Raw genomic sequence first — 25,679 nt, forward strand, 5'->3', positions numbered from 1 at the left:
GTATCGATAAGCGGGCTGACCAAACGAATGCAAATGTAAGCAAACGGACAAACCAATCAGATACCAACTTAAGCAAGCCCACGAACCAAAATGGTGCTAACTTAGGCAATCCGACAAATCAAACTGGCACCAATATAACCAATCACACTGACCAAACGGTGACCAAATTGACCAAACACAACGACCAAAACAACTCCAACTTGACCACATCGGGTGAGCAAGTGGGTCAATACATAGATGCAAACTTGACTAATCACACGTATCAAAATAAATTCAACTTGACCACATCGGGTGAGCAAGCTGGTCAGTACGTGGGTGCAAGCTTGGCACTAGCACGAACAAACATAACCAAAGCAATACCAGAGACTACTTCAGAGACTACCCCAGAGAAAAAAAGCGTAGTAATAGTTACGCACGCGCGCGCAGAAGAACAAAACCCATTTACATTTTTCGAACAAAACGGGTTTGGAACCATCAGTGGGTATCTTTTTGAAAAAATACAAGCGTGGTGTGAGGATTTGTCCCAAGAACTTGTTTTAGAAGCGATGAAAATAGCTGTCGAAAGCGGGAATAAAAATTGGAGTTACGTGGAAGGAATTCTTCGCCGGTGGTTTGATAAAGGCTATCAAACCATCAATGAGGTTCGTGCCGCACAAAAGGAATATCGAGAACGTTTGAACAAAAAGAGTGCAAAACAAAAACCCCGAATGGAACGGGATATTCCACGAAACTTTATTCTTGACATCGATGCCGGAGAAGACGATTAAATAGAGGACCGGTTCCTTGTCCTTCTTTTAATCAATATTGATAAGGGGCTGGACCTGTCCCCTGGGAGGTGATGCATGAGAAAGCGTTTCTAGGTTGTTTGATGCAGGAAAATCTTGATGAGTGGAGAGCAAGGGCTGCGCAGGCAACATGGATGATTTAAGACAAGCTTATATACTCCTTTTCATCTGTATTGGGACCATGGGATTGAACGGATTGAAAATGATTGGCGGGGCATAAGTGCAAAAATTTTTGCTCATTGTGTTTACGGTGTTCAAAAAATGTCCGGCATAAACATTTTCTGGAAATTGCCGGTATGACCGGAGCAGTAAAACATTGAAAGAGTCTGACTTCACATTAATTATTTCTTAAAAAAGTTTGGTACTATCCAGTAATTCGGAGAGTAGTATTTTAAAACAAACAAATTCCCAAATTCCTTATAACTAAGGCAAAATACACTCAATTGAAGCAAAGGCAGGAAAAACAGAACATCAATTTATAAAAAAACAGATATCGCTAAGTTAATTCCTTAAAGTGAAACATAATAACTCGGAATTTTATTTGAAAAAATAAACTGTTCTTTTTCTGTGACTTCCATCTAGGGAAGAAAGTATGCTAATGTTGTAGTCAAATTCAGCAACAACTAGTAGCTCAAAATGAGAATGAAAAAGTGTATCGAGACGTCCCCTAAATCTGAAAAGGGGACATAATATAATACTGCCAACTAATCTCGAGTTTGTAATTTTACCAGCTTATCCTCATAAATCTTCCTCTTTTTCGGTTGATTCGTACGGTTATAGAAGTCAATCATGGCGGCGAGCGCTTCTTCTAAAAGCCCGGTGTCATTTACTTTATCAAGAATCCGAAAGCCTTTTTCATAGGATTGTTCTGCTTTCTTTAAGTCCTTTTCCTCAATATGTTCATAACAATAGCCAAGACGGATATATGCTAACCCTTTTTCTTCCCGGCAGCTTGTAGATACGAGTTTTTCATAAATGGACAAAGCCTCACAATAGTGTTTTAAGGCTTCGTTCAGTTTTTGTTGTTCAAGGTCGTTAAAGGCGATGGCCTGCAACGTGTTTGCATAACTTTTACAATATTTGTGCCCACTAGCTTCCAGACGCTGTAAAAATTCCCGGAAGATCACAAAGGCGGCATCATAATTTTTTTCAAAAGAGTAGATTTTCCCTAAGCCGTAAAGGAACTGCAACCGGATATTCGGAAAGTTTTCCGAAAGCGCCAATCCTTCTTCTAAATAAGACTTTGCCTCAGCTAATTTATCCATTTTGATCAAGATCATCCCGATTTTTGCATACGTGTAAACCACGATGGCATCTGTATTTTGTCTACTTGTTAAAATTTGTCCAAGTGCTTTTTGATAGTAGTTGACTGCTCGTGGGTAATTACCTATATTTTCATCAATTTCACCAAGCATCATAAGCGCCTTGATTATATCTTCATGCCCCGCTTCAAACGTTTCTTCAAATATTTTGAGCGCCTTCATGATTGACGAACGGGCTTGTTTCAGGTTTGTATAATAATAAATTTCTCCAATCTTTAATAATGTGCTGGCAACTTCAGCTTGGTCATTCCTCTTTTGATATTCTTGCAAAAGTTTTTCGTAGGGGAGACGAGCACTTTCAAAATTCTCTATTTTTATATAAGCATTCGAGATGATGTTGATTACATCAAGGGTGACCGGGTGGGTGACCGGATAAATTTTATAAAAATAAGCCAGTGCCTTTTCCATTTGTTTGATACCGCCTTGAATATCATCATCAGCAAAAAAAATATTCCCGAGGCTACGGTAAGTAAGTCCATAGGCTAGGTGGTCATCCGGCCGATTTTTATCAAGCCAATCCAACAGTTTTGCTACGGTCGTCCGTGCTTTTTTCAATTGATTATATTCCGTTTCAAGGGTGATATAAACTAGGTGAGCATCAATGATCACCTTTGCCAGTTCCTTCTGGTCGATAGCGCTAACCATGTTCAACGCTTTTCGGAAACGGCCGGCTGACTCGTCGTAGTTACGGATGCGCCGGTAATATTTTGCGATTGTTACATAGGCTTGGAATTGCAAGTTGACATCAAGGGTGTTTTGACTTAGGGCTTCTAATTGGGCAATCCATTCTTTAGCAGTACGTATGTCGCCATTTGTCAGTTGCTTTTTTACAGCTTCAATGATAGATGAAATTTGGTTGAGGTCCTTTTGCATAATCATGGGAAATATTCCTCCTTATCTGTCAGGTCCTAAGATAAAAAGGGAGCCATATGTTTCCATAGGGCACCCTAATCTTTAAATTTCTCTGACACGCCTTTTGTAAATGACATAATTTCTTGTTAAATAACGGAGCGGGAAGCTAAATGCATGAACCAATCTTGTAAATGGCCAAACGGTATACAGGACAAAGGTAGATAAAATATGAATCTTAAACCAGATTGGAATTCCCGCCATTAATTCCGGTTGAAAGTGAAAGGTAAAGATTCCACGAAACCATGGTGCAATTGTTGTTCGATAATCAAATCCGTGCGCGTCAACATTTAAAGAAGTTGCAGTTAAACCTGTTGCAAGGCACAAGATGACAACCAATAGTGCAACCCAATCACCGGTTGTTGTCGTTTTGAAAATTCGTTTGACACTAATTCTCCTATGTAGCAATAAGAGAATCCCGATGAAGGCAACAATCCCTGCAGGCATCCCTAAAATAATGGCTATCTTATGGTATATATGTTCCGGGATACCAAGTGCTTCGTAAAATTGAATCGGCACTAGAATTCCTGCGACATGTCCACCAAAAACGAAAATAAGACCCCAATGGAACATGAGGGAACCAATGCGTAATCTTTTCTTCTCTAAAATTTCACTCGATTTTGTTGTCCAGCCAAACTGATCTTTTTGGTAACGATATATGAGACCACCGATAAAGATGGTCAGAACGATATAAGGCAATATAGCCCAAAGGAATATATCGAGTCTGCTCACGATGAACCCCCTCCTTTAAAGATTGATTTTTGCCGTTTCCAAGCTAGATTCCGTTTCTATCCATTAATGCAACGAGTGCATCAAGAAGCTGGGCATAATAACTTTGATTCTCGTGTAATTTATTTCGTATTTCTAGAATTGATCCATAATGATTTTGTAAAAGATCGTTGCTGACATGGATCGGAACATTGCCGCAAAACTCAAGCATAAGCGGTAAGTAATCCGGTAATTCATTGTCCGTTATAGCGAAACCGTGTTCTTTATAAAATTCTTTTAGCTTTAATAGTTCAATTCCTCGTTCCCTTGCTTCACCGGAATTGAAGTAAGTGACATACAGATTCGTTGTTCTGCCAAAATCAAAGTGTTCAATATAATGTTCAATTAATTGATCTTCTGGAGTCTCAGCTAACACATGCAAAAATTGTGATAGAGGAGCCTGAATCTTGGCATCTTGGAAGTTGTCCACTTCAACTTGCAATTCCGGTAGGATGGTAAGCAATTCCTCATCCGGGTATTGAAAAAGAATTGAAATCAGTTGATAAATTTCTGTTTGATGCATTTATTATTCGCCTCCTTTTTTAGGGGGAGGGCTCCATATTTAAAAGCCCTTTTGTTGAATTAAAATTAAGCGAGAACCCCACAACCACCAGGTCCGCCGGCAAAGTCTAAGCCGCAAGCACCCTGATCATCGTACAAGTCTTGAACTTCTTCTTTATGGCTTTTTGGAATAACGAAGCGATCTTCATATTTGGCAATCGCAAGCAACCGATACATTTGTTTAATGCCATCTTCCGTTAAACCGAGTTCATCAATAATTTCGGTATCAAAAACTTTTCCGGTCGTTTGGGCACGCATGTAACTACGCATCACCGCCATTTTCTTCAAGACAGTCCGAATATGCGCAGTATCACCGGCAGTCAACAGATTGGCTAAGTATTCAATAGGAATCCGCATGTCATCAATGGCTGGAAAAATATCATACCAGTCTGCATTGCTTCCTTTTCCTTCAATCGTGTTCATGATTGGACTTAAAGGCGGGATATACCAAACCATTGGCATCGTGCGATATTCCGGATGAAGCGGCAAAGCAATTTTCCAATCAATAATCATTTTATAGATTGGGGATTTTTGTGCGGCTTCAATCCAGTCCATTGGAATTCCTTCTGCAAGTGCAGCTTGAATGACTTCCGGATCGTTTGGATTTAAAAAGATGCCAAGTTGTGCATGATACAGTTGTTTTTCATCTTCAACGGATGCGGCTTCTTTTACTTTATCTGCATCATAAAGCATTATCCCAATATAACGGATCCGACCGACACAAGTTTCTGAACAAATGGTCGGTTGCCCGTTTTCGATTCTCGGGAAGCATAATGTACATTTTTCTGCTTTGTTTGTTTTCCAGTTAAAATAAACTTTCTTATATGGGCAGCTTGTTACGCAATAACGCCAAGCGCGGCAAGCATTTTGGTCAACCAGTACAATCCCGTCTTCATCCCGTTTGTACATCGCACCGGATGGGCAGGAAGAAACACAAGGTGCATTGATGCAATGTTCACAAATCCGCGGTAAGTACATCATGAACACATCTTCAAATTCGGTTTTGATTGATTCTTCCATTTTGACGACGTTTGGGTCACGAAGCCCGGTAATATGTCCGCCGGCTAAATCGTCTTCCCAGTTCGGACCCCATTCAAGGTCCATAAATTCTCCGGTGATAGACGATTTTGCACGGGCAACCGGTTGATGTTTTCGTTCCGGACTATTTGTTAATGTTTCATAGTCATAGTCCCAAGGCTCAAAATAATCATCCAATTCCGGTTGAGCCGGATTGTAAAATAAGTTTAACAGTCGATTTACTTTGGATCCTGATTTTAAAACAAGTTCACCGTCTTTTAGCTCCCAGCCGCCGCGATATTTGTCTTGATCCTCCCATTGTTTCGGGTAACCGATACCGGGTTTTGTTTCGACATTATTCCAGTACATATATTCTGCACCCGGTCGGTTGGTCCACGTGTTTTTGCAGGTGACACTGCATGTATGGCAGCCGATACATTTATCAAGGTTCATAACCATTCCTACTTGTGCCTTAACTTTCAAGCCAGTCAACCTCCTTTAATTTCCTGATAACAACGTTTAAATCACGCTGGTTTCCGGTGGGTCCGTAATAGTTAAATCCGTAACTTAATTGGGCATACCCGCCAATCATATGGGTTGGTTTCATATGAATGCGGGTTGGGCTGTTATGGGTACCGCCACGATTTTGCGTGAGTTTTGTTCCCGGGACATGAATATGACGATCTTGGGCATGGTGCATAAATGCAACGGTTCTCGGGATTCTGTGCGAGACAACTGCCCGGGCAACGACAACCCCATTTCGGTTGAAGCATTCAATCCAATCGTTATCAGCCACGCCAATTTCTTCTGCATCATCTTTGTTTAACCAAATGGTCGGACCGCCACGGAATAGGTTGAGCATTGGTTTCGAGTCAAAATACATCGAATGGATGGACCACTTGTTGTGCGGTGTCAGGTAATTTAATGTAATTTCTTTGCCTTCCGCTTCCGGTCGATTTGAGTTGAATGGCTTTTGGTTCAAAATCGGTTTGTAAACCGCCATCGTTTCCCCGAATTCCTTCATCATGTCATGGTCAAGGAAAAACGATTGTCTTCCGGTAATCGTGCGAAACGGGATCATTTTTTCGACATTCGTTGTAAACGGTGAATACCGCCGGCCATCTTTTTCCGAGCCGCTGAATGCAGGGGATGTGATGACTGTTTGTGGTTGTGCGGTTATTTTATCAAAGGTCATCAGGTCGCCTTCACGGTCTAAAGCCAAATCCTTCAGTTCCAAATTCGTTTGCTTTTCTAATGCTTCCCAGGCACGAACGGCAATTTTTCCGTTTGATGTAGATGAGAGGGTAAGCACGGCTTCACAAGCATTTCTTGCGTCACTGATATCCGGACAACCGTCTGCAATTGTGCCATTGTTAATCGTTCCCAGCCGACGTTTCAATTCGTCATATTCCTTTGCCAGACTCCAATTCATCCCTTTACCGCCGGATGGTTGTTTTTCCACATTCGGACCAAGGGCAATCATTTTATTGTAAATTTGTTTGTAATCTCGTTCGACTACATGAATTTGCGGCATTGTTTGCCCCGGGATTGGTTCACATTCGCCTTTTGACCAGTCGCGAATCTTTCCTAAAGGTTGGGCCATTTCGGCAGTAGTGTCGTGCTGTAGAGGAGTGGCCACAACTTCTTTCATCGGTTCCAGGTCAATTTCTTCAGCCATATCGGACACAGCTTTGGCGATCGTTTTAAAAATTTCCCAGTCTGATTTTGCTTCCCATGGTGATGCGACCGCCGGATTAAATGGATGAATAAATGGGTGCATATCGGTACTTGAAAGGTCATGTTTTTCATACCAAGTGGCGGCCGGTAAAATAATATCGGAATAAAGAGCCGTGCCGGACATCCGGAATTCCAAGTTCACAAGTAAATCTACTTTTCCTTCCGGGGCTTCTTCGTGCCAATTAATTTCTTCCGGCCGAATACTGTCTTCATCAGAATTCAGTAAACCGTTGGAGGTACCGAGTAAATACTTTAAGAAATATTCATGGCCTTTTCCAGAACTGGAAATTAAGTTGGCCCGCCAAACAAATAAGTTTCTCGGGAAGTTAACCGGATTATCCGGGTCTTCAATGGCAAATTGCAACTTGCGATCTTTCAATTGTTTTGCGATATACTCACCGATTTCTTCAGTTGTTGTGCAACCTGCCTCAACTGCCTCATTGTATAGGTCAATCCCGTTTTTATTAAAAGTAGGGTAAGACGGTAACCAGCCGAGTCTTGCGGCCAGGACATTATAGTCGGCCGGGTGCTGATATCTTGCTTTTTCCACAGTTGCGGAAGCCAAGTCACTGACCGGATGTTCTTCAAAGCGCCATTGTTCGGTAGCAAAATAGAAGAAAGATGTTCCGTTTTGCAGTTTCGGTGGTCCTTGCCAGTCTTTTGCCATTGCGATGGTGTTCCAGCCTTCTACCGGACGTAATTTCTCTTGGCCGACATAATGAGCCCAACCACCGCCGTTCACGCCTTGTGCACCGACTAAAAGAACGAGATTGACAATGGCACGATAAATCGTGTCCGCGTTGTACCAATGGTTAATGCCGGCACCGACAATAATCATTGAGCGACCTTTCGTATCAATGGCATTTTGGGCAAATTCACGAGCGATTTTTATAACAAGTTCAGCGTCGACTCCGGTAATTTGCTCTTGCCATGCCGGTGTGTATGGCGTGAGGTCTTCATAAGAACTTGCTGCTTCTCCGCCAAGGCCGCGATCAATTCCGTAGTTGGCCAGCATTAGGTCATAAACGGATGTGACATATTCGGTTTTTCCATCGACTTCAATTTTTTTTACAGGGACATTTCGTGGAATTGCTCGCTTTCCTTGTTCATCAAAATATGGCATATCGACTGTAACCACTTCATCTTCCATACCTAAAAAGCTTAAAACAGGTTCAATTGGTTCCTCTGTATGTTCATCAACTAAATGGAGATTCCACTTACCTTGCTCATCCCAGCGAGAGCCCATGGTGCCGTGTGGAATGGAGAAGTCACCGGTTTTTTTGTTAAACATCGCCGGTTTCCATTCATTATTGGCAGAGTCAATACCAAGATCTTTTGCGTTGAGAAATCTGTCTAGTGTGAACGTTCCATTTTTATTTTTTAAAAGAACAGCAAATGGAAGATCGGTATATTTTTTCGCATATTCTTCAAAGTAGGGGGTCCTATTTTGATGGTAAAATTCGTTTAAAATGACATGTCCCATGGCCATCGCAACCGCACCGTCAGTCCCTTGTCTGACCGATAGCCATTCATCGGCAAATTTCGTTGACTCGGCATAATCAGGGCTAACCGAGATGACTTTTGTCCCTCTGTAACGGGCTTCAATTAAGAAGTGGGCATCCGGTGTCCGGGTTAATGGAACGTTTGAACCCCAAGTAATGATGTAGTTTGAGTTATACCAATCCGAGCTTTCCGGTACATCGGTTTGATCCCCCCAAATTTGCGGGGAAGCCGGTGGCAGATCGGCATACCAATCGTAAAAACTTAACATTGGGCCACCCATTAAATGCATGAAGCGGCTTCCGGATGCGTAACTAATCATCGACATCGCCGGAATTGGTGAAAAGCCGACATTTCGATCCGGACCGTACGTTAAAGTTGTGTAAAGAGTAGATGCGGCGATAATTCTTGCGGCTTCATCCCAGCTCGTACGAACAAGGCCGCCCTTTCCACGTGCTTGTTTATATCGTTTGGCTTTTTCTTTATCCTCGACAATCGACTTCCAGGCATCTAACGGATTATCATAGGTAGCGGTTGCTTCCTTCCATAAATCAAGAAGTTTTTTCCGTATGTACGGATACTTCACCCGGAGCGGGCTGTAAATATACCAGGAAAAGCTGGCTCCTCTTGGACAGCCACGTGGTTCAAATTCCGGCATATCAGGGCCTGTTGTCGGGTAATCGAGACTTTGACCTTCCCAAGTGACAATGCCGTCTTTCACAAAAATATTCCAGCTGCATGATCCCGTACAGTTGACACCGTGTGTGGAACGGATGACTTTATCATGCTGCCATCTTCTCCGGTAGACATTTTCCCAATCACGATTGCCGACTTGCAATTGACTATGGTTGTCGGCGTAGGTCTCTACCGGTTTCAAATATTTGAATCTTTGCCAAAGTGGAGAAGCCTTCTTTTTCATCGTAATCCTCCCTTTTTTGTAAAAGTAAGTGTTTTTGTATTTGCTATTATCATTTAACCATTGAGGTAAGTGGTTTCGTTGTGAAGTACATCACAGGAAAGTGGATAATAGTATTTGTAGAGAAGGTTTTGTGAAAAAGTAGAAATTATTACAAGATGAATTTATCTGAGGAAAAAGAGAGTATGTACGATTTGAATATAACAACTTAAGTTTCGCATCCAAAAGATGGGTGGGTATTTCGCTTTCTCTTCAAAAAATGGTGACGAGAATGGGTTTCGCCGATTTATTGGTTTCCCTAGGTGAGAAACGGAAGAGAACAATAAGAGGCAATCCTTGTCTTTTCATTATTTTTCAAAAAGTGGTCACAAAATGAACCATATGAACGGTGAAAATGTGATGTACATCACACAAATACCACCTTTTTACCTTTTAAGATAAAGATAAATAAAAACTAAATCCGTTAAATATAAAAAATTTTTAAGAAGGGAAGATTTTTCCGATGAGAAAACCATCGATTCAGTTAACATTGCAAACAGCTTCACTCGTAACGGGCTTTATGATGTGGGTTTTAATTTCATCGTTAATCCCTAGCATTAAGCAAGATATTCCATTAACAGAAAGCCAAGTTTCAATTATTACGGCGATCCCGGTTATTTTAGGCTCGCTTTTACGAATTCCTATTGGTTTTTACACCGATCGTTTTGGTGCACGTAAATTATTTATGATAAGTTTTACTGTATTATTGTTTCCGGTTTTTTATGTTAGCGTGGCAAATTCATTTATTGATTTAGTCATTGGTGGGTTGTTCCTTGGAATTGGCGGAGCAGTTTTTTCTGTTGGTGTTACATCACTGCCAAAATATTATCCGAAAGAAAAGCAAGGTTTTATTAATGGTGTGTATGGGGTAGGCAATGCCGGAACTGCGATTACCACTTTTGGCGCTCCGATTATTGCTCAATCACTTGGATGGCAAAAAACAGCACAACTTTATTTAATTTTATTGCTTATCTTTATCGTTTTTAACTTCATATTTGGCGACCGGAAAGAAGTGAAAGTAAAACAATCAATGGCTGAGCAACTTAAAAGTGTATGCAAAAATACGACTCTCTGGTTTCTAAGCTTGTTTTATTTCATTACATTCGGTGCGTTTGTTGCGTTTACCATGTTCTTACCTAACTTTTTGGTTAACAATTTCAATTTAGATTCAGTTGATGCCGGGATACGGACGGCAGGATTCATTGCACTTGCGACACTTATGCGTCCGATAGGCGGGTTGTTGGCGGATAAATTCAATTCATTTATTATTTTAATGTTTACATTTATCGCGGTGACCTTGTCAGCAGTTATTCTTGCCTTTTCGCCAAATATTGAATTGTTTACGGTAGGTTGTTTGGCTGTGGCATTATTCGTAGGAATTGGTAATGGAACAGTGTTTAAACTTGTCCCGCTTTATTTTTCAAAACAAGCCGGTGTCGTAAATGGAATTGTTTCAGCCATGGGCGGACTTGGTGGTTTTTTCCCGCCGTTAGTTTTAACTGCCGTTCATAATATTACCGGACAATATTCGATCGCATTTATGGCACTTTCCGAAGTAGCGCTGGCCTGTCTCGTTATCGTCGTCTGGTTGTATGAACAAGAGCGTACGGAAAATCACCGAAAATTCATCGGTAAAACAAAAGAATTATGACTTCATTTTATCCCGCCTTTTCGGGCCGTAAAACCACCACACCTATGGCTGAGAGGGGCTTGCCCGTAACTGGTTATTTAACTGGAGCACTACGTTCGGGCCGTAGGGGTGGCGGGTTCAAATCCGTTGCCCGTATACGTCTGGTTATTTCAACGAACAAACAGGGAATAATCGAATTCCCGCTCATTTAAGGTTAACTTGAGCCTTGATGGGTAATGAAGCGATATTGAAAAAAGATGCTGCAAAGTACAGCATCTTTTTTGATATAATTAAAATTAGGGTTTTTAAGGTTTTATTATTCATTGGTTATCGTTTAAGATAGAGATACGATATTTGAAGATTTTATGTAAGGAGTAAGTATGGATAAGAAAAAGAAAGTCACATTAAGTATTTTACTAGCAAATTTATTTTTAGCATTTTTAGGAATTGGTTTAGTTGTTCCTGTTTTACCAACGATAATGAATGAACTGTCAATCAATGGGGCAGTTGTAGGGTATATGGTGGCTGTATTTGCCTTTGTTCAACTTATATCCTCTCCCATTGCCGGCAGATGGGCAGACCGTTATGGACGGAAGCGAATGATTGTAATTGGGTTGGTTATCTTCGGCCTGTCGGAATTTTTATTTGGAATCGGAAAAACAGTGGAAGTCTTATTCCTTTCTCGTATGTTCGGCGGTTTAAGCAGTGCTTTTATCATGCCGGCTGTTACCGCATTTATTGCTGATATTACGACGGCACATGAGAGACCGAAAGCGTTAGGATATATGTCTGCAGCCATTAATACCGGATTTATTATCGGTCCGGGACTCGGTGGTTTTTTAGCTGAATTTAGTGCACGGCTACCGTTTTATGTAGCGGGTTTTTTAGGTGTTTTTGCCGCAATCTTATCCTTTATCCTATTGAAGGAACCGGAAAGATTAGAGGAGACAAAGGTTCCGGAACATTCACAATCCACAACATGGAAAGTCGCGTTTAAACCAATTTACTTCATACCATTGTTATTAATCTTTATTTCTTCATTTGGACTTTCAGCATTTGAGTCGTTATTTAGTCTATTTATTGATCATAAATTTGGATTTTCACCAAAAGATATTGCGATCATTATTATGGGCGGTGGAATCATTGGTGCTGTTGGCCAAGTGTTTTTATTTGATTACTTAACGAAAAAAATTGGAGAAATCCGGTTAATACGTTGGTGTTTCCTGTTTTCCTCCATCGTTGTTTTTGTCATGACCATAGTCAATCATTATTTCTCAATCTTATTGGTCACGTTTATCGTTTTTGCCGGTTTTGACTTAATTCGTCCGGCGGTTACAACGTATTTGTCGAAAGTCGCCGGAAATGATCAAGGATTTATCGGGGGAATGAATTCAACATTTACAAGTTTTGGGAATATATTTGGTCCGATTGTCGGCGGCATGTTATTTGACATTAATTTAAATTTCCCGTACTATTTCTCGACGATTGTGCTAATTATTGGCACAGCAATGGCAATGTATTGGAAAGAGGCTTCAGCTGTAGCCAATAAAAACAGTCAATGACTTTTAATGGAACAAAGAGTATTGGATATGAGCATAAAACAGCCCCACGGCACGATTAATCCGTGGGGTTTCCTTCTTTTACCCGTTGCATTCTCTGGTTAAACAGAGTCGGATAGGATAAGAACCCTAATAAAACACTAGTAATAACTGCAGTGGTAAGCAAAAGAAATAAAACTAATAATTGGAATTGTACCGCCTGGATCGGGTCGGCACCGGCGATAATTTGACCGCTCATCATCCCCGGTAACTGAACAAGTCCCATCGTTTTTTGACTTTCAATTGTTGGTATCGTACTTGCCTTAATGGCTGTAATCAATTGCCGATGAATGGCTTGTTTCGGAGTCCCGCCAAGCGACAAAATAAGTTCAATTTCCTCTTCGTAAGCGTGGACTTCCGACGCAAACCGATTAAGAAACAAAATGGCAAGCACCATGGAATTGCCGACCATCATCCCGCTAATTGGAATCATGTATTGGGCGGTTGGCGGTGTAATCCCGAATCCTAACAAAATCCCTTGTGTTAACAATTCCACAAACAGAAAGGTAAAAATTAATTTGCCGGTAATGCCGGGGATCGATGTTCCTTTTTTACGGGCATTCGCCGTAGCAGCACCGATGATTAGACCAATCATTAAAATAATATATAGATAATCATTGGATGTAAAAACAAAATGTAAAATATATCCCACTGTCAGAAGTTGAATAATCGACCGGACAACGGCAATAATTGTATCTTTTTCTAAACCAAGATTTAATGTTTTCGATAAAATAAGCGGGATAAGAACAAAGATTAGTGAAAGTGTAAGATTTAAAAAGCTCAATTCTCTTCCCCCTTTACAAACAGCTTGACCCGTTCATTTTTCGGCGCTGTTAATACAGAGATATCTCCGGTTTCAACAACTTCCCCGGCTATCATTACCCAGGTATAGTCTGCTACTTTTACAGCTTGATCAAGATTGTGGGTAATCCAAATAATCGTTGTGCCAAATTTTTTATTAATGTTCATAATTAATTCTTCAATGTCTTGTTGGGAGATACGATCAAGGGCAGAGGTAATTTCATCAAGGAGGAGAATCTCTGGTCGGTTCACCAAAGTTCTGGCAATCGATACCTTTTGCCTTTGCCCGCCTGACAAATCCTTTGCACCGTGAGATAAAAACTGTTCCTCTAATCCAACTAAATTCAGTAACCTTTTTGCCTCAGCTTCTTCCAATTGTTTCCCCTGTAATTTTAACGGAAGTGATAAATTATCGAAAACCGTTCCATCAATCATCGTAGCATTTTGCAGGGCCAGTCCAACTTTTCGTCTTAATGTTACCGGGTCATATTCCTTGATATGCTTCTCATTAATAAAAATATCCCCGGAATCCGGTGACTTCAGCCCGTTACACAGGCGAAACAGTGTTGTTTTTCCTGCACCGGACGGCCCGACCAGTGTCGTTATTTTACCTTTTGGGAAAAAACCGGTTATATTTCTTAAAACATGTAAACCATCAACAGAATAGTTCACTTGCTCAAAGCGGATTGCTGGTTTCATACGTGGCCAATCCTTTCTTTTTCCATAGTAATTCATAAATAGTTTATCATTTTTTAAGGGAATCATTTAACATTTCAAATTGGAAAAAACAAATGCGGGCAAAAAAAGACGGCTGAAAAATATGAAGGATGACTTTTTGAACACTGTATCTAGTGTTATTTTTGCGGTTCACCTTACTATATATTGTGTGAGCAATAGTATTTCAGTGACCTCCAAAAAAATTTTGCATTTTGTCGAAAGAATTTTCTAAAAAGGGGTTGCGTTTTCAAAAATCTGTTATATAATAATTAATAAATAAAGATACTGTAGTAATACAAAAACATGAAAGGGGATTTTATAATGAATTGTCCAACTTGTGAAGGGAACGGAGAAATGCCTTGTACTTGCCATTTGGAAAAGAAGTCAAATCATGCTCATTGCGATCATTGTCATGATTCAGGTATTGTTGATTGTTTCCGTTGTAATGGTACAGGATTATTGGATTAAACTTAGGCACTTAGAAATGTTATCGGAATCTGTAAGTCAATCGGCTTCTTTGTAATATAACAGAATTTACTTTACCAACCTCGGGCGGAAAGACTCCCACCTCGATGTGTGAGTATTCAGGTGGGAGATGAATTTCATTGAAAACCAATGCGGTGTACATAACGGATGAATGCTCCAGCGGCGAAGTGGACACGCATCAAGGAATGAAGATTTTAGTTTTAAAACTTCTTTGGAAATCTCCACTGCAACATTCACCGGGATGTAGGTGTGGATGATTTATAGATTCATAGTTCTATATGTGTGGACAAAATTTTACCAAGTATTCAGATGTGACAAAGGGGTGTAGAAATGGAAAGGATTCAGGAAAGACTGCAATATGAAAAATCTGAAATCTTAACGGACGATGCAGCAGCATTTTTAGAGAAATTGCATGAACGTTTTGAAGAAAAAAGAAAATCATTGTTGCAACTCCGTGAAGAATTACAAAAGGAATTTGACCAAGGCAAGAAACCAACATTTTTAGAAGAGACGAAAGCTATTCGTGAAGGGGACTGGACCATTGCACCAATTCCAAAAGATCTGCAAGACAGACGGGTAGAGATTACCGGTCCTGCAGGGGATCCGAAAATGGTCATCAATGCCTTTAACTCGGGAGCAAAAGTATTCATGGCCGATTTTGAGGATGCAAACGCACCGACATTTGCCAATACGATACAAGGGCAGAGGAATTTACGGGATGCTATCCGAAGAACGTTACAGTTTACGGCGCCAAACGGTAAAGTGTATCAATTAAAAGATGAAATGGCCACTTTACTTGTTCGCCCAAGAGGATGGCATATGGTAGAAAAACATTTTTTAATTGATGGGGAGCCAATTTCGGCAAGTCTCTTTGATTTCGGTCTATTTTTCTATCACAATGCAAAAGAATTGATTAAGCGTGGGTCCGGACCTTATTTTTACTTACCGAAATTGGAAAATGCAAAAGAAGCCCGTCTTTGGAATGATGTTTTCGTATTTGCCCAAGAAGAACTTGGCATTCCTCAAGGGACGATTAAAGCAACCGTACTTATCGAAACAATTACAGCAGCATTTGAAGCGGATGAAATCTTGTATGAATTAAAAGAACATAGTGCCGGATTGAATTGCGGTCGTTGGGATTACATTTTTAGTACGATCAAAAAGTTCAGGAAACACCCGGATTTTATATTACCGGACCGTTCCCAAGTGACAATGGAAGTACCGTTTATGCGTGCCTATACACTTTATGTGGCAAAAACTTGCCATAAGCGGAATGCCCCGGCAATCGGCGGAATGGCTGCCCAAATTCCGGTTAAAAATGATGAGGTTGCCAACGCGTCTGCATTTGAAAAGGTGCGCAAGGATAAAGAACGAGAAGTGAAAGACGGCTTCGATGGAAGTTGGGTCGCCCACCCGGGTCTCGTTCCGGTTGCCAAGGAAGTATTTGACCAATATATGCCGCAACCGAACCAAATCGTTCGGAAACGGGATGACATTGAAATTACCGCTGAGCAGCTGGTGGAAGTACCTGAAGGAGACATTACCGAATCCGGACTCCGCACCAATATCAGTGTCGGGATTCAATATATTGAAGCTTGGTTAATGGGAAAAGGGGCGGTTCCGCTGTATAACTTGATGGAAGATGCCGCTACTGCTGAAATTTCCCGGGCTCAAGTATGGCAATGGATTCGCCATCCAAAAGGAATATTAAGTGATGGTCGGAAAGTTACGTTTGAGCTGGTTGAGCAAATGATTGAGGAAGAATTGGAAAAGATTAAGCAAGAAATTGGTGCAGAACGATTTGAACAAGGCAGATTTGAAGAAGCAACAGCACTATTTAGAGAATTAATCGAGCAGGAAGAGTTCATTGAATTTTTGACCATTCCCGGATATGAAAAGCTGGATTAATTCGTAGTCTATTATTCTTGGTTTTTTTAAAAATTAATATAAATACATTTTCTTAGGAGGAAATCACAATGAGTAGTAAAGCTGAACAAATCCAACAATTAAAAGAGATTTGGAATTCAGAAAGGTTTAAAGGAATTACCCGCCCGTATACGGCAGAAGATGTTGTTCGTCTGCGGGGAAAAGTACTCGTTGAACATACTTTGGCAAAAAGGGGTTCTGAACTTCTTTGGAAACAATTACATGAAGAAGATTATATTCATTCCCTTGGTGCTTTAACCGGTAACCAAGCCGTTCAACAAGTGAAAGCCGGTTTAAAAGCCATTTATGTCAGCGGTTGGCAAGTTGCAGCTGATGCCAACTTGGCCGGGCAAATGTATCCGGATCAAAGCTTATATCCGGCAAACAGCGTTCCAAATGTTGTAAAACGGATTAATCAAGCATTACAGCGTGCTGATGAAATTGACAGCATTGAAGGTCGTGACGATACAAATTGGTTCGTTCCAATTGTTGCTGATGCTGAAGCAGGGTTCGGCGGTGCGTTAAATGTTTATGAATTAATGAAGGCAATGATTGAAGCCGGTGCTGCAGCCGTTCACTTTGAAGATCAATTATCGTCTGAGAAAAAATGCGGCCATTTAGGTGGTAAAGTATTATTACCAACGCAATCTGCCGTTCGTAATTTAATTTCAGCCCGTCTTGCAGCTGATGTATTAAATGTACCGACTGTGTTAATCGCCCGGACAGATGCAAACGCAGCTCAACTATTACAAAGTGATGTAGATCCTTATGATCATGAATTTTTAACAGGTGAGCGTTCGCCGGAAGGATTCTATTATGTACGAGACGGGATAGAGCAAGCTATTTCCCGAGGACTCGCTTATGCACCGTATGCCGACCTGATCTGGTGTGAAACTTCCGAGCCGAATTTGGAAGAAGCAAAACGTTTTGCGGATGCGATTCATGAAAAATTCCCGGGTAAACTGTTGGCGTATAACTGTTCACCATCATTTAACTGGAAGAAAAAATTGCCTGAAAAAACAATTGCCGAGTTCCAAAAAGAAATTGCAAAAATGGGTTACAAGTATCAATTTGTTACTTTGGCCGGCTTCCATACTTTGAACCACAGTATGTTTGAATTGGCTTATGACTACCGTGATCGCGGCATGGCTGCTTATAGTGACTTCCAGCAAAGAGAATTTGCCAGCGAAGATAAAGGTTATACGGCAACAAGACATCAACGTGAAGTTGGAACAGGTTATTTTGATGAAGTAGCCACCATTGTTACCGGTGGTAGCAGCTCAACAACAGCTTTGAAAGGATCAACGGAAGAAGAGCAATTTGTTTAAGATTGTAGCAGCTCGACAACAGCTTGAAATTATCAACTGAAGAAGAGCAAATTGTTTAAGATGGTAGTAGCTCAACTCAGCTTGAAATTATCAACTGAAGAAGAGCAATTTGATTAAGTTTGTCATGTTAGTTCCTCCATTTGGGGACCCTCCATCCCCACATGGTTATCCCTTTTTGTTTGATTTTATAGACACCTCCATGGCTTTTGGAGGTGATTTTTTATATGAGAGGGAAAGTATCAATTTCCTGCAAAGAAGTGAATTCGACGTAGTTGGAAATTTTAACTTGTAAAAAAACTACCGGGATTTGCGTATCATTAAAAAAATCAGCGGAGATGGAAAATCCCCGCTGATAAAGTTTCTTTCTTTAAAGCTTGAATGTACCGATTAGCTTATTCATTTCATCTGCCAGTTTTGCAAGGAGATTTGAACTTTCGGTAATAATCTCCATCGAACTGCTTGTTTGTTGGGAGGAGGCAGAAGTTTGCTCAATACCGGCAGCTGCTTCTTGGGCGGTGGCGGCAATTTCATGAACAGAGACACTCATTTCCTCACTATTGTTGGCAATTTCGGCCAGATTCATTGATATTTGTTTAATATGATTTGCCATTTCAGTAATAGCCAGATTAATCTGTTTAAAACGTTCCTCTGTCATTTTGATCTGTGAAGTGCCCTGTTCAACCTCCGTGTATCCTTCTTCCAACACATCTGTTACCTCACTGACCTCATTTTGAATATTAGCTACAATTCCTGTAATGTCCTTGACGGAAAAAGATACTTGTTCAGCCAGCTTCCTAACTTCATCGGCGACAACTGCAAATCCTTTACCATGTTCTCCGGCCCTTGCTGCTTCTATTGCTGCGTTTAAGGCTAATAGATTCGTTTGGTCGGCAATCTCTTTAATGACGGAAACCAATTTTGATATTTTTTGCGATTCGGTATCAAGTCCTTGAACTTTTTCTACCGTTTGTTTGACAATCGAATCAATTTTTTCCATTTGAGCAGTTGATGAAGACATGAGTCTACCGCCTTCACTGGACATTTCCAAAATATGTTTCGATGTTTGTTCAACCCGGACTCCATTATCATTTGCTGCTTCTACTTTTTCATGGAAAGATTTCATAATCGATGATAAGCGTTCGGCACGATTTGCTTGTGTTTCTGCATTGGCGGCCAAATTTTGCATGGTGACTGCCGTTTGTTCCGCACCTGCTTTTACTTCATTAGCTGACTGGGTTAATTCCTCACTTTGAGAAGTAACGGTATCGGAGACAGATTTAATTTTGGAAATTAATTCCCGCATTTGCAAATTCATCCGATTTGTCGACTGGATAAGATGACCAGTTTCATCAAGTAATTGTGTTTCCAAAGGTTTCCCGCTTAAATTTCCACTCGCAATCAGGTTCATTCGTTCTTCAACAAGCTTAATCGGTTTTGATATGGACTTGCCGGTAAAAAAGGCAACAATAATGCTCGAAATGATTACAATGATAGAAATAATTACACTAATCATCATACTTGTCTGCCCGCTATGTATAATTTGATCGCCCATATCATTTATTTCTTTTTGTCGTTTTTCGGATTGTGTTGAATAAGCAGTAACTAATTCATCGGATAATGGTTCCACTTTTTCAGATAATGTTTTTAAAGCCTGTTCCTCATTTCCCTTTGATAGTTCTGTATATACATCTTGAACAATAACTCTTTCCCAATTTTCTTGTTTAGCAAAAAGATCTTTTACCTCTTTGGACTTGTCGATTTTCAAAATTTGTTCCTGTATGTTTTTACTTTCACCGGTATATTGATTAAACTTTTTACGGTAATCATTATCACCATATAGAATATATCCTCTAACGAGAGCTAATCTTTCGGAAACATTGTATGCCAATTGATCATTCGCAATGACGAATTGAAGTTGTTGATCCACAATATCTTCAGTTTTTTTGTTCGTTGCGTAAAAGGAAAATAGATTATAGACAACTAACAGTGAGCTGATTAGGATAACAACCGTAAAACCGACAATAATTTTCTTGTTAATTGTTTTAAAATTGAAAAAATGTTTCATATTGACACCTCTGTGATAGATTTGATACTGTTTCTGTTTTAGTATAAGAAAGTATAAAAATACAAGCAATTAACTTGGGATTAGTTTTATTGTCTAGCTACGAGCGCCAGCGACTGAGAAACTAGCTCCCCTCCACTACGATAAGTCAACATCGGCTCGTCCCTCGCCGTGTTTCCTTTATCTCATTGCGGGGCGCTCCAGTTTGTACGTCGCTAAGCGGGCGCTCTGCGCTTTTCTTAAATCATACATTTCTAACAATAAAGCTAATTTAACTGCTGCTGGAAATATTAAGAATATTCGATGCGTGAATAAGGGCATACTCGAAAGATTCCTTTCATTTGACGATCTACAAGTCGCGATTCGCACGGGTAAAGTAGTATAATAGGAAAAAATAATCTGATTAGCATCCAAAAAAGTTTCCGGGTTATATCTGTAAAACATAAAATATGTATTATATAATTGGGTGTTAACCAATGAATAATAATGTTTTCTGAATCAAACAACAATTACGATGTCGAGAAATAATAAAAATGAATTTAATTATAATTATACTTTTTTAATTTAATTCTGGCTAGGAAAAATCTTACAATCCAGTTCGGGTTTTTCTTGATATTTTTATATGGGCTAAAATAGATGGAGTAATTTTAGCGGACTTGTCGCTATTCCCATGTTTTTAATAAAGTTTTTACAGAAAAAGTATTAAAGAGGGTCATTTTTTGAGAAATGGAGGATGTGTAGTGTCAAGGTATATCGTAATTGGTGCAGGAATTTTAGGTGCGGCAACTGCCTATCATTTAGCAAAATTGGGCGCCGATGTCGTAGTTGTTGATCGAAAAGACGCGGGTCAGGCAACAGATGCCGCCGCGGGAATGATTTGTCCTTGGTTATCACAAAGAAGGAATAAAGCGTGGTATCGGTTGGCAAAAAAAGGTGCGGCTTATTATCCCCGGCTTATTAAGCAATTACAAGATGATGAGGAACAAGAGACCGGCTATAAACAGGTTGGGGCGATTAGCATTCATACGGATATCGAAAAGTTGAAACAAATGGAAGAACGGGCAAGAATACGGAAAGAAGATGCACCGGAAATAGGGGAAATTACAATGTTAACAGAAGAGGAAACACGAAATATGTTTCCATTGCTGAAAAAGGGATATGCTTCGGTACATATCAGTGGAGCTGCCCGTGTGAATGGTCGAGCATTACGGGATGCATTGTTACGCGGTGCTGAAAAATATGGGGCAAACATAGTAAATGGTTCGGCAGCGTTAGTAGGTGGGAATGGAACTGTTCAAGGTGTTAAGGTTGGTAAGGAATTGATTGCGGGTGATTGTGTGGTAATCACAGCAGGGGCATGGGCAGATGAACTTCTTGCACCGTTGGGAGTCCGCTTGTTAATTACTTATCAAAAAGGTCAAATTGTTCATTTGAAATTGAAAAATCAACTTACTGACTCTTGGCCGGTTGTTATGCCGCCCGGTGACCAAAGTATCTTGGCGTTTGATGGCGGTGAGGTAGTCGTCGGAGCTACCCATGAAAATCATACCGGATTCGACCTTCGTGTAACAGCCGGTGGTCTACATGAAATTTTTTCAAAGGCATTTGAAGTTGCACCGGGTCTTCAAGACGGAGAAGTTATCGATGTCAGAGTCGGCTTCCGTCCGTTTACACCAAATTTTCTCCCGGTTATTGGTGAAGTACCAAGCTATGAAGGGCTTTATTTGGCAAATGGTTTAGGTGCTTCTGGATTAACAATGGCCCCTTTTCTCGGCAGTCAGCTCGCATGTTTAGTGACCGGTCGGGAGTTTGAGATTGATTTGGCGGAGTATGATATCCGGGGTGCTATTGGATGAAGCGAGAGGAAGAGCCGGGTTGAAACATTCGGATTGGTGGTTTGACGCTTGTTTATAAACAGTTGGCGGCTAGTATTGTTGGAGCGTCGGCTGAAAACAACCGGATTGGTGACTTGACGTAACTTCTGAATAAAGTGGCGTCATTGAACGGAGCGGGAGTCGGTTTGAAACGTTATTTTGGAAATTTTAATTTCAGAGTTACATATTAAAAGGGAGTAATGTGAAAATGAGCATGAAAACAAATGCAATGAGAATATTGGATAAAGATAAAATCCCCTATTCAACATTGTCATATGATGCAAATGATGGAAAAATTGATGGCATGGCTGTTGCAGAAAAAGTCGGGCGGCCACCGGAATCCGTTTTTAAAACATTAGTCACCCATCATGAACAAAATCTGTATGTGTTCGTCATTCCGGTTGAAAAAGAATTGGATTTGAAAAAGGCAGCAAAAGCAGCAGGAGAAAAGAAACTGGAAATGTTGCATGTAAAGGACTTGCAAAAATGGACCGGCTATATTCGCGGTGGCTGTTCACCGATTGGAATGAAGAAAAACTACCCAACTTTTATCGATGCCAGTGCTGAACATTTACCGGAAATCGTCGTAAGTGCCGGAAAAATCGGCATGCAAATAGTAATGGACCCGCACCAATTAGCGAATGTAACGCAAGCCCAATTTGCAGAGTTAACGAAATAGATAAAAAGAGAAAAGGCTTAGGTGATGATCCTAAGCCTTCTTTGTAAGATCCGGTTATTCTTTCCCCTCTAATTTTGCTTTCAACAAATCGCCGAGACTTGTGCCAAAGGATTCATCTTTCTTTGTATATTTTTGCAAAAGTTTCCTTTCTTCCCGTTTGTTTACGGCCTTTTTCTTTTCCTCGGCTTTTTCAACGATATTGCAATTCCGGCATTGGAAATACAGACCAGCCTTTCCTTCATGAATTTCCATTTTTTTATGACATTGCGGGCATCTTCGGTTGGACAACTTTGGCTCTTTGCGGCGCCGGTATGAGCAATCCAAACTGGAACAGACAAGGAACTTCCCGTCTTTTGTATTCCGCTCTTTCAAAAATGACCCACATTCCGGACATTTCGAACCGGTTAAGTTTGGCGTACGGTATTGTTTGTCACTTTGTTTAATTTCCGAGACGAGGGCCTCTGTTTGCTTGCGAATATTTTTCAAAAACTGTTTCGGATTGGCTTTACCTCGCGCAATCAGTTCCAGTTCCTTTTCCCATTTCGCTGTCAATTCCGGTGATTTCAAGTCCTTATTAACAAGGTCCATTAGCTGACGGCCTTTTTGGGTTGAATAAAACCGACCATTTTGCCGTTCGACGACCTCCGTTTCAACCAAGCGTTCAATGATTTCAGCTCGTGTCGCCGGTGTTCCGAGTCCGTATTTTTCCATTTGCCCGAGTAAATCGGCTTCCGAATAACGGAGCGGGGGCTCTGTCAATCTTTCTTCCATTTGAATGCCCCGGATGGAATCGTTTTGTCCTATTTTTAATGTTTGAAGATTATTGTGTGCCGGTTCTTCCTCATCATGACCTTGAATTTTTTTAAAACCCCAATCTTTAATATTCCTTGCTTTTGCTGTAAAGGTTTCGCCATTTACCTTGAACTGCGCTTGGACCGTTTCATATTTAAACGGCGGATAAAAAATTGTTAAAAAGCGCCGAACAATTAAATCGTAAATCTTCCGCTCATCCGACGACAGATCATTTATATGGACTTTTTCTTCAGTGGGAATAATTGCATGGTGATCTGACACTTTTTCGTTATTAAATACGCGTTTGGCAATCACTTTCCCTCTGTTTGCCAAAAGTGGTTTGACTTCCTCTTTATAGGCGGAAGAAATGCCGGTTAACCGCTCATACATCGTTGCTTCCATATCTGTCGTTAAATAGCGGGAGTCGGTTCTTGGGTAGGTGACATATTTATGTTCCTCATATAATTTTTGTAATACGCTTAACGTCTTTTTGGCGGAAAAACCGTATCGTTTATTCGCATCCCGTTGTAATTCGTTCAGGTCATAAGGAAGCGGCTGTTGTTCTGCTTTTTCTTTTGTGTTAATCTCGGTGACAACGGCTTTTTGACCATTCACTTTGGTAATCATTTTTTCTGCCTGTTCTTTATCGAATATCCGTTTTTCCCCGTTCTTTTCCCATTCGACTTCAAGAGAACCGCATTTTGCTTTGATGACCCAATATTTTTTCGGGACAAATTTTTGAATTTGTTTTTCCCGGTCGATAATGAGTGACAGAGTAGGTGTTTGCACCCGGCCGGCTGAGAGCGGATCCTTGTATTTTGTTGTCAATGCCCGTGATACGTTCAAACCAATGAGCCAATCTGCTTCAGCCCGGCATACAGCGGACTGATACAGATTTTCAAACTGTTCTCCCGGTTTTAACTGTTTAAAACCGTCACGAATGGCCCGGTCTGTGACAGAAGATATCCAAAGTCGTTTGATCGGCTTTTTCCAATGAATTTTTTCGATAATCCAACGGGCAACCAGTTCACCTTCCCGACCGGCATCGGTAGCAATAATAAGGTCCTTTATATCTTGACGTTTTGCGAGTCCCTCAATTGCTTTAAACTGATGACTTGTCTGCCTGATGACCTTCAAACCCATTTTATCCGGGATGATAGGCAAATCCTCCAGGCGCCAAGTTTTATATTTCGGGTCATAGTTCTCGGGCATTTTTAGTTCCACAAGATGACCAAGGGCCCAGGTAATGATATATTGTTTTCCCTCGATATAAGATTTATGTTTTTCACGCAAATCGAGAACACGGGCGATTTCCCGTGCGACACTCGGCTTTTCTGCGATAATTAATGATTTCATCGAATACTCCTTTCAACCTATTTGTTGCTGGAATGAAAAATCTCTTCCTTAATAGTATAGCAAATAATTTGCGTAACAAAATATAGATGTGCCGGTTTCATTGCTTTTACCTTGACAAACTTGCCTAACTGTTAGTATAATTATTTCGAATTCGAGATATTATTATTAAAGGATCTGATACGATGAGTAACAAAAATGTGGAAAGAGACCAAGATGTTTCTTTAAAACTCTTTATCGTATTATCAAGAGCATTTGAAGCAATTGAAAAGCAAATTGTCAAGAATGTCAAGGAATATGGACTGAATTTGACTGAATTTGCCGTTTTGGAATTGCTTTTTCATAAAGGTGATCAACCGATTCAAAAAGTTGGACAAAAAATTTTGCTGGCCTCCAGTAGCATTACCTATGTTATTGATAAATTGGAGAATAAAAGTTATTTAACAAGAAAAGCATGTCCGACTGATCGCCGGGTTATTTATGCTTCGATTACAGACGAGGGTAAAAAATTAATGGAGGATATTTTTCCAAAGCATAAAGAGGCGATGAGCAAAATTATGGGCGGTCTCACCACCCATGAAAAAGAACTAGTTACGGAAAAACTGAAGAAACTAGGGTTGTATGCACAACAATTATAAAAGAAAGCATAGCGGAATCTCCTGCTTTAAAAAGTGGGGGATTTTTTTATAGGTTTTGTACATGGAGAAGGTTGCGGCGGGAATTAGCTTTATGGACAGTTTGGTGTTTTTTTTTGTAAAAATGTCTAGTAGGGCGGATGTAATGGACAGTTTGGTACATTCTATTTGTAAAACTGTCTAATAGGTCGGTTGTAATGGACAGATTGAAGCATTTTATTCGAAAAAATGTCCAATGGAACGA

At 40.4% G+C, this 25,679-nt stretch carries 18 protein-coding genes; 9 read left to right on the top strand and 9 right to left on the bottom strand.

Going from position 1 to position 25,679, the window contains the following annotated elements:
* Positions 1 to 767 (top strand): DnaD domain-containing protein (locus tag BT1A1_RS17310; protein WP_156103141.1); only part of this gene is annotated, 767 nt, incomplete at its 5' end.
* A gap of 722 nt (positions 768 to 1,489) precedes the next feature.
* On the opposite strand, the gene BT1A1_RS01745 is transcribed toward BT1A1_RS17310, so the two are convergent.
* From BT1A1_RS01745 to BT1A1_RS01765, 5 genes are all read right to left on the bottom strand, one after another.
* Positions 1,490 to 2,986, bottom strand: a complete 1,497-nt coding sequence (locus BT1A1_RS01745; protein WP_034767455.1) for a tetratricopeptide repeat protein — start codon at positions 2,984 to 2,986, stop codon at positions 1,490 to 1,492.
* Between the two features lie 75 nt (positions 2,987 to 3,061).
* A complete protein-coding gene (narI, locus tag BT1A1_RS01750; protein WP_051988952.1) occupies positions 3,062 to 3,751 on the bottom strand; it encodes a respiratory nitrate reductase subunit gamma in 690 nt (229 codons plus the stop codon).
* Between the two features lie 40 nt (positions 3,752 to 3,791).
* Positions 3,792 to 4,307, bottom strand: a complete 516-nt coding sequence (gene narJ, locus BT1A1_RS01755; RefSeq protein WP_034767459.1) for a nitrate reductase molybdenum cofactor assembly chaperone — start codon at positions 4,305 to 4,307, stop codon at positions 3,792 to 3,794.
* Positions 4,308 to 4,372: 65 nt separating this feature from the next.
* The gene (gene narH / locus BT1A1_RS01760; protein WP_034767461.1) at positions 4,373 to 5,845 is read right to left on the bottom strand and encodes a nitrate reductase subunit beta; all 1,473 of its coding nucleotides are present in this window, start codon (positions 5,843 to 5,845) and stop codon (positions 4,373 to 4,375) included.
* Entirely contained in the window at positions 5,835 to 9,518 is a 3,684-nt protein-coding gene (locus BT1A1_RS01765) for a nitrate reductase subunit alpha (protein WP_034767463.1), read from the bottom strand. Before BT1A1_RS01765 ends, narH begins: the two co-directional genes overlap by 11 nt.
* A gap of 499 nt (positions 9,519 to 10,017) precedes the next feature.
* On the opposite strand from BT1A1_RS01765, the gene BT1A1_RS01770 reads away from it, so the two are divergent.
* Together BT1A1_RS01770 and norA are read left to right on the top strand one after the other, a co-directional pair.
* The gene (locus tag BT1A1_RS01770; protein ID WP_034767465.1) at positions 10,018 to 11,205 is read left to right on the top strand and encodes a nitrate/nitrite transporter; all 1,188 of its coding nucleotides are present in this window, start codon (positions 10,018 to 10,020) and stop codon (positions 11,203 to 11,205) included.
* A gap of 359 nt (positions 11,206 to 11,564) precedes the next feature.
* A complete protein-coding gene (norA, locus tag BT1A1_RS01775) occupies positions 11,565 to 12,746 on the top strand; it encodes a multidrug efflux MFS transporter NorA (protein WP_034767467.1) in 1,182 nt (393 codons plus the stop codon).
* 55 nt (positions 12,747 to 12,801) lie between these two features.
* On the opposite strand, the gene BT1A1_RS01780 is transcribed toward norA, so the two are convergent.
* Together BT1A1_RS01780 and BT1A1_RS01785 are read right to left on the bottom strand one after the other, a co-directional pair.
* Positions 12,802 to 13,566, bottom strand: coding sequence for an ABC transporter permease (locus BT1A1_RS01780; protein WP_034767468.1), 765 nt, complete (start codon positions 13,564 to 13,566; stop codon positions 12,802 to 12,804).
* Positions 13,563 to 14,282: an ABC transporter ATP-binding protein gene (locus tag BT1A1_RS01785; RefSeq protein WP_034767470.1), complete on the bottom strand. Its 720-nt coding sequence runs from the start codon at positions 14,280 to 14,282 to the stop codon at positions 13,563 to 13,565. The genes BT1A1_RS01780 and BT1A1_RS01785 overlap by 4 nt, the downstream gene beginning before the upstream one ends.
* 355 nt (positions 14,283 to 14,637) lie before the next feature.
* Between BT1A1_RS01785 and BT1A1_RS01790 the strand changes: the two genes are divergently transcribed.
* From BT1A1_RS01790 to aceA, 3 genes are all read left to right on the top strand, one after another.
* Positions 14,638 to 14,823, top strand: coding sequence for a hypothetical protein (locus BT1A1_RS01790; RefSeq protein WP_034767473.1), 186 nt, complete (start codon positions 14,638 to 14,640; stop codon positions 14,821 to 14,823).
* Between the two features lie 293 nt (positions 14,824 to 15,116).
* Positions 15,117 to 16,694: a malate synthase A gene (gene aceB / locus BT1A1_RS01795; RefSeq protein ID WP_034767475.1), complete on the top strand. Its 1,578-nt coding sequence runs from the start codon at positions 15,117 to 15,119 to the stop codon at positions 16,692 to 16,694.
* 68 nt (positions 16,695 to 16,762) lie between these two features.
* Positions 16,763 to 18,040 carry an isocitrate lyase gene (aceA, locus tag BT1A1_RS01800; protein ID WP_034767479.1) on the top strand — a complete coding sequence of 426 codons (1,278 nt, stop codon included), beginning with the start codon at positions 16,763 to 16,765 and terminating at the stop codon, positions 18,038 to 18,040.
* Between the two features lie 367 nt (positions 18,041 to 18,407).
* Here the strand turns inward: aceA and BT1A1_RS01810 are convergent, their stop codons facing one another.
* Complete coding sequence (locus tag BT1A1_RS01810; RefSeq protein WP_034767483.1) at positions 18,408 to 20,105, bottom strand: methyl-accepting chemotaxis protein; 1,698 nt, start codon at positions 20,103 to 20,105, stop codon at positions 18,408 to 18,410.
* A 737-nt stretch (positions 20,106 to 20,842) separates the two neighbouring features.
* Here BT1A1_RS01810 and BT1A1_RS01815 point away from each other — a divergent pair.
* Both BT1A1_RS01815 and ybaK read left to right on the top strand, forming a co-directional pair.
* A complete protein-coding gene (locus BT1A1_RS01815; RefSeq protein ID WP_034767486.1) occupies positions 20,843 to 21,958 on the top strand; it encodes an NAD(P)/FAD-dependent oxidoreductase in 1,116 nt (371 codons plus the stop codon).
* A gap of 226 nt (positions 21,959 to 22,184) precedes the next feature.
* Positions 22,185 to 22,655: a Cys-tRNA(Pro) deacylase gene (gene ybaK, locus BT1A1_RS01820; protein WP_034767488.1), complete on the top strand. Its 471-nt coding sequence runs from the start codon at positions 22,185 to 22,187 to the stop codon at positions 22,653 to 22,655.
* Between the two features lie 54 nt (positions 22,656 to 22,709).
* Here ybaK and BT1A1_RS01825 read toward each other — a convergent pair whose 3' ends face one another.
* Positions 22,710 to 24,803: a DNA topoisomerase III gene (locus BT1A1_RS01825; protein ID WP_034767491.1), complete on the bottom strand. Its 2,094-nt coding sequence runs from the start codon at positions 24,801 to 24,803 to the stop codon at positions 22,710 to 22,712.
* Positions 24,804 to 24,985: 182 nt separating this feature from the next.
* On the opposite strand from BT1A1_RS01825, the gene BT1A1_RS01830 reads away from it, so the two are divergent.
* Positions 24,986 to 25,438: a MarR family winged helix-turn-helix transcriptional regulator gene (locus BT1A1_RS01830; protein WP_034767493.1), complete on the top strand. Its 453-nt coding sequence runs from the start codon at positions 24,986 to 24,988 to the stop codon at positions 25,436 to 25,438.
* Positions 25,439 to 25,679 lie beyond the last annotated feature (241 nt).

This window comes from Caldibacillus thermoamylovorans (assembly GCF_000751775.1).
GTDB lineage: Bacteria > Bacillota > Bacilli > Bacillales > Caldibacillaceae > Caldifermentibacillus > Caldifermentibacillus hisashii.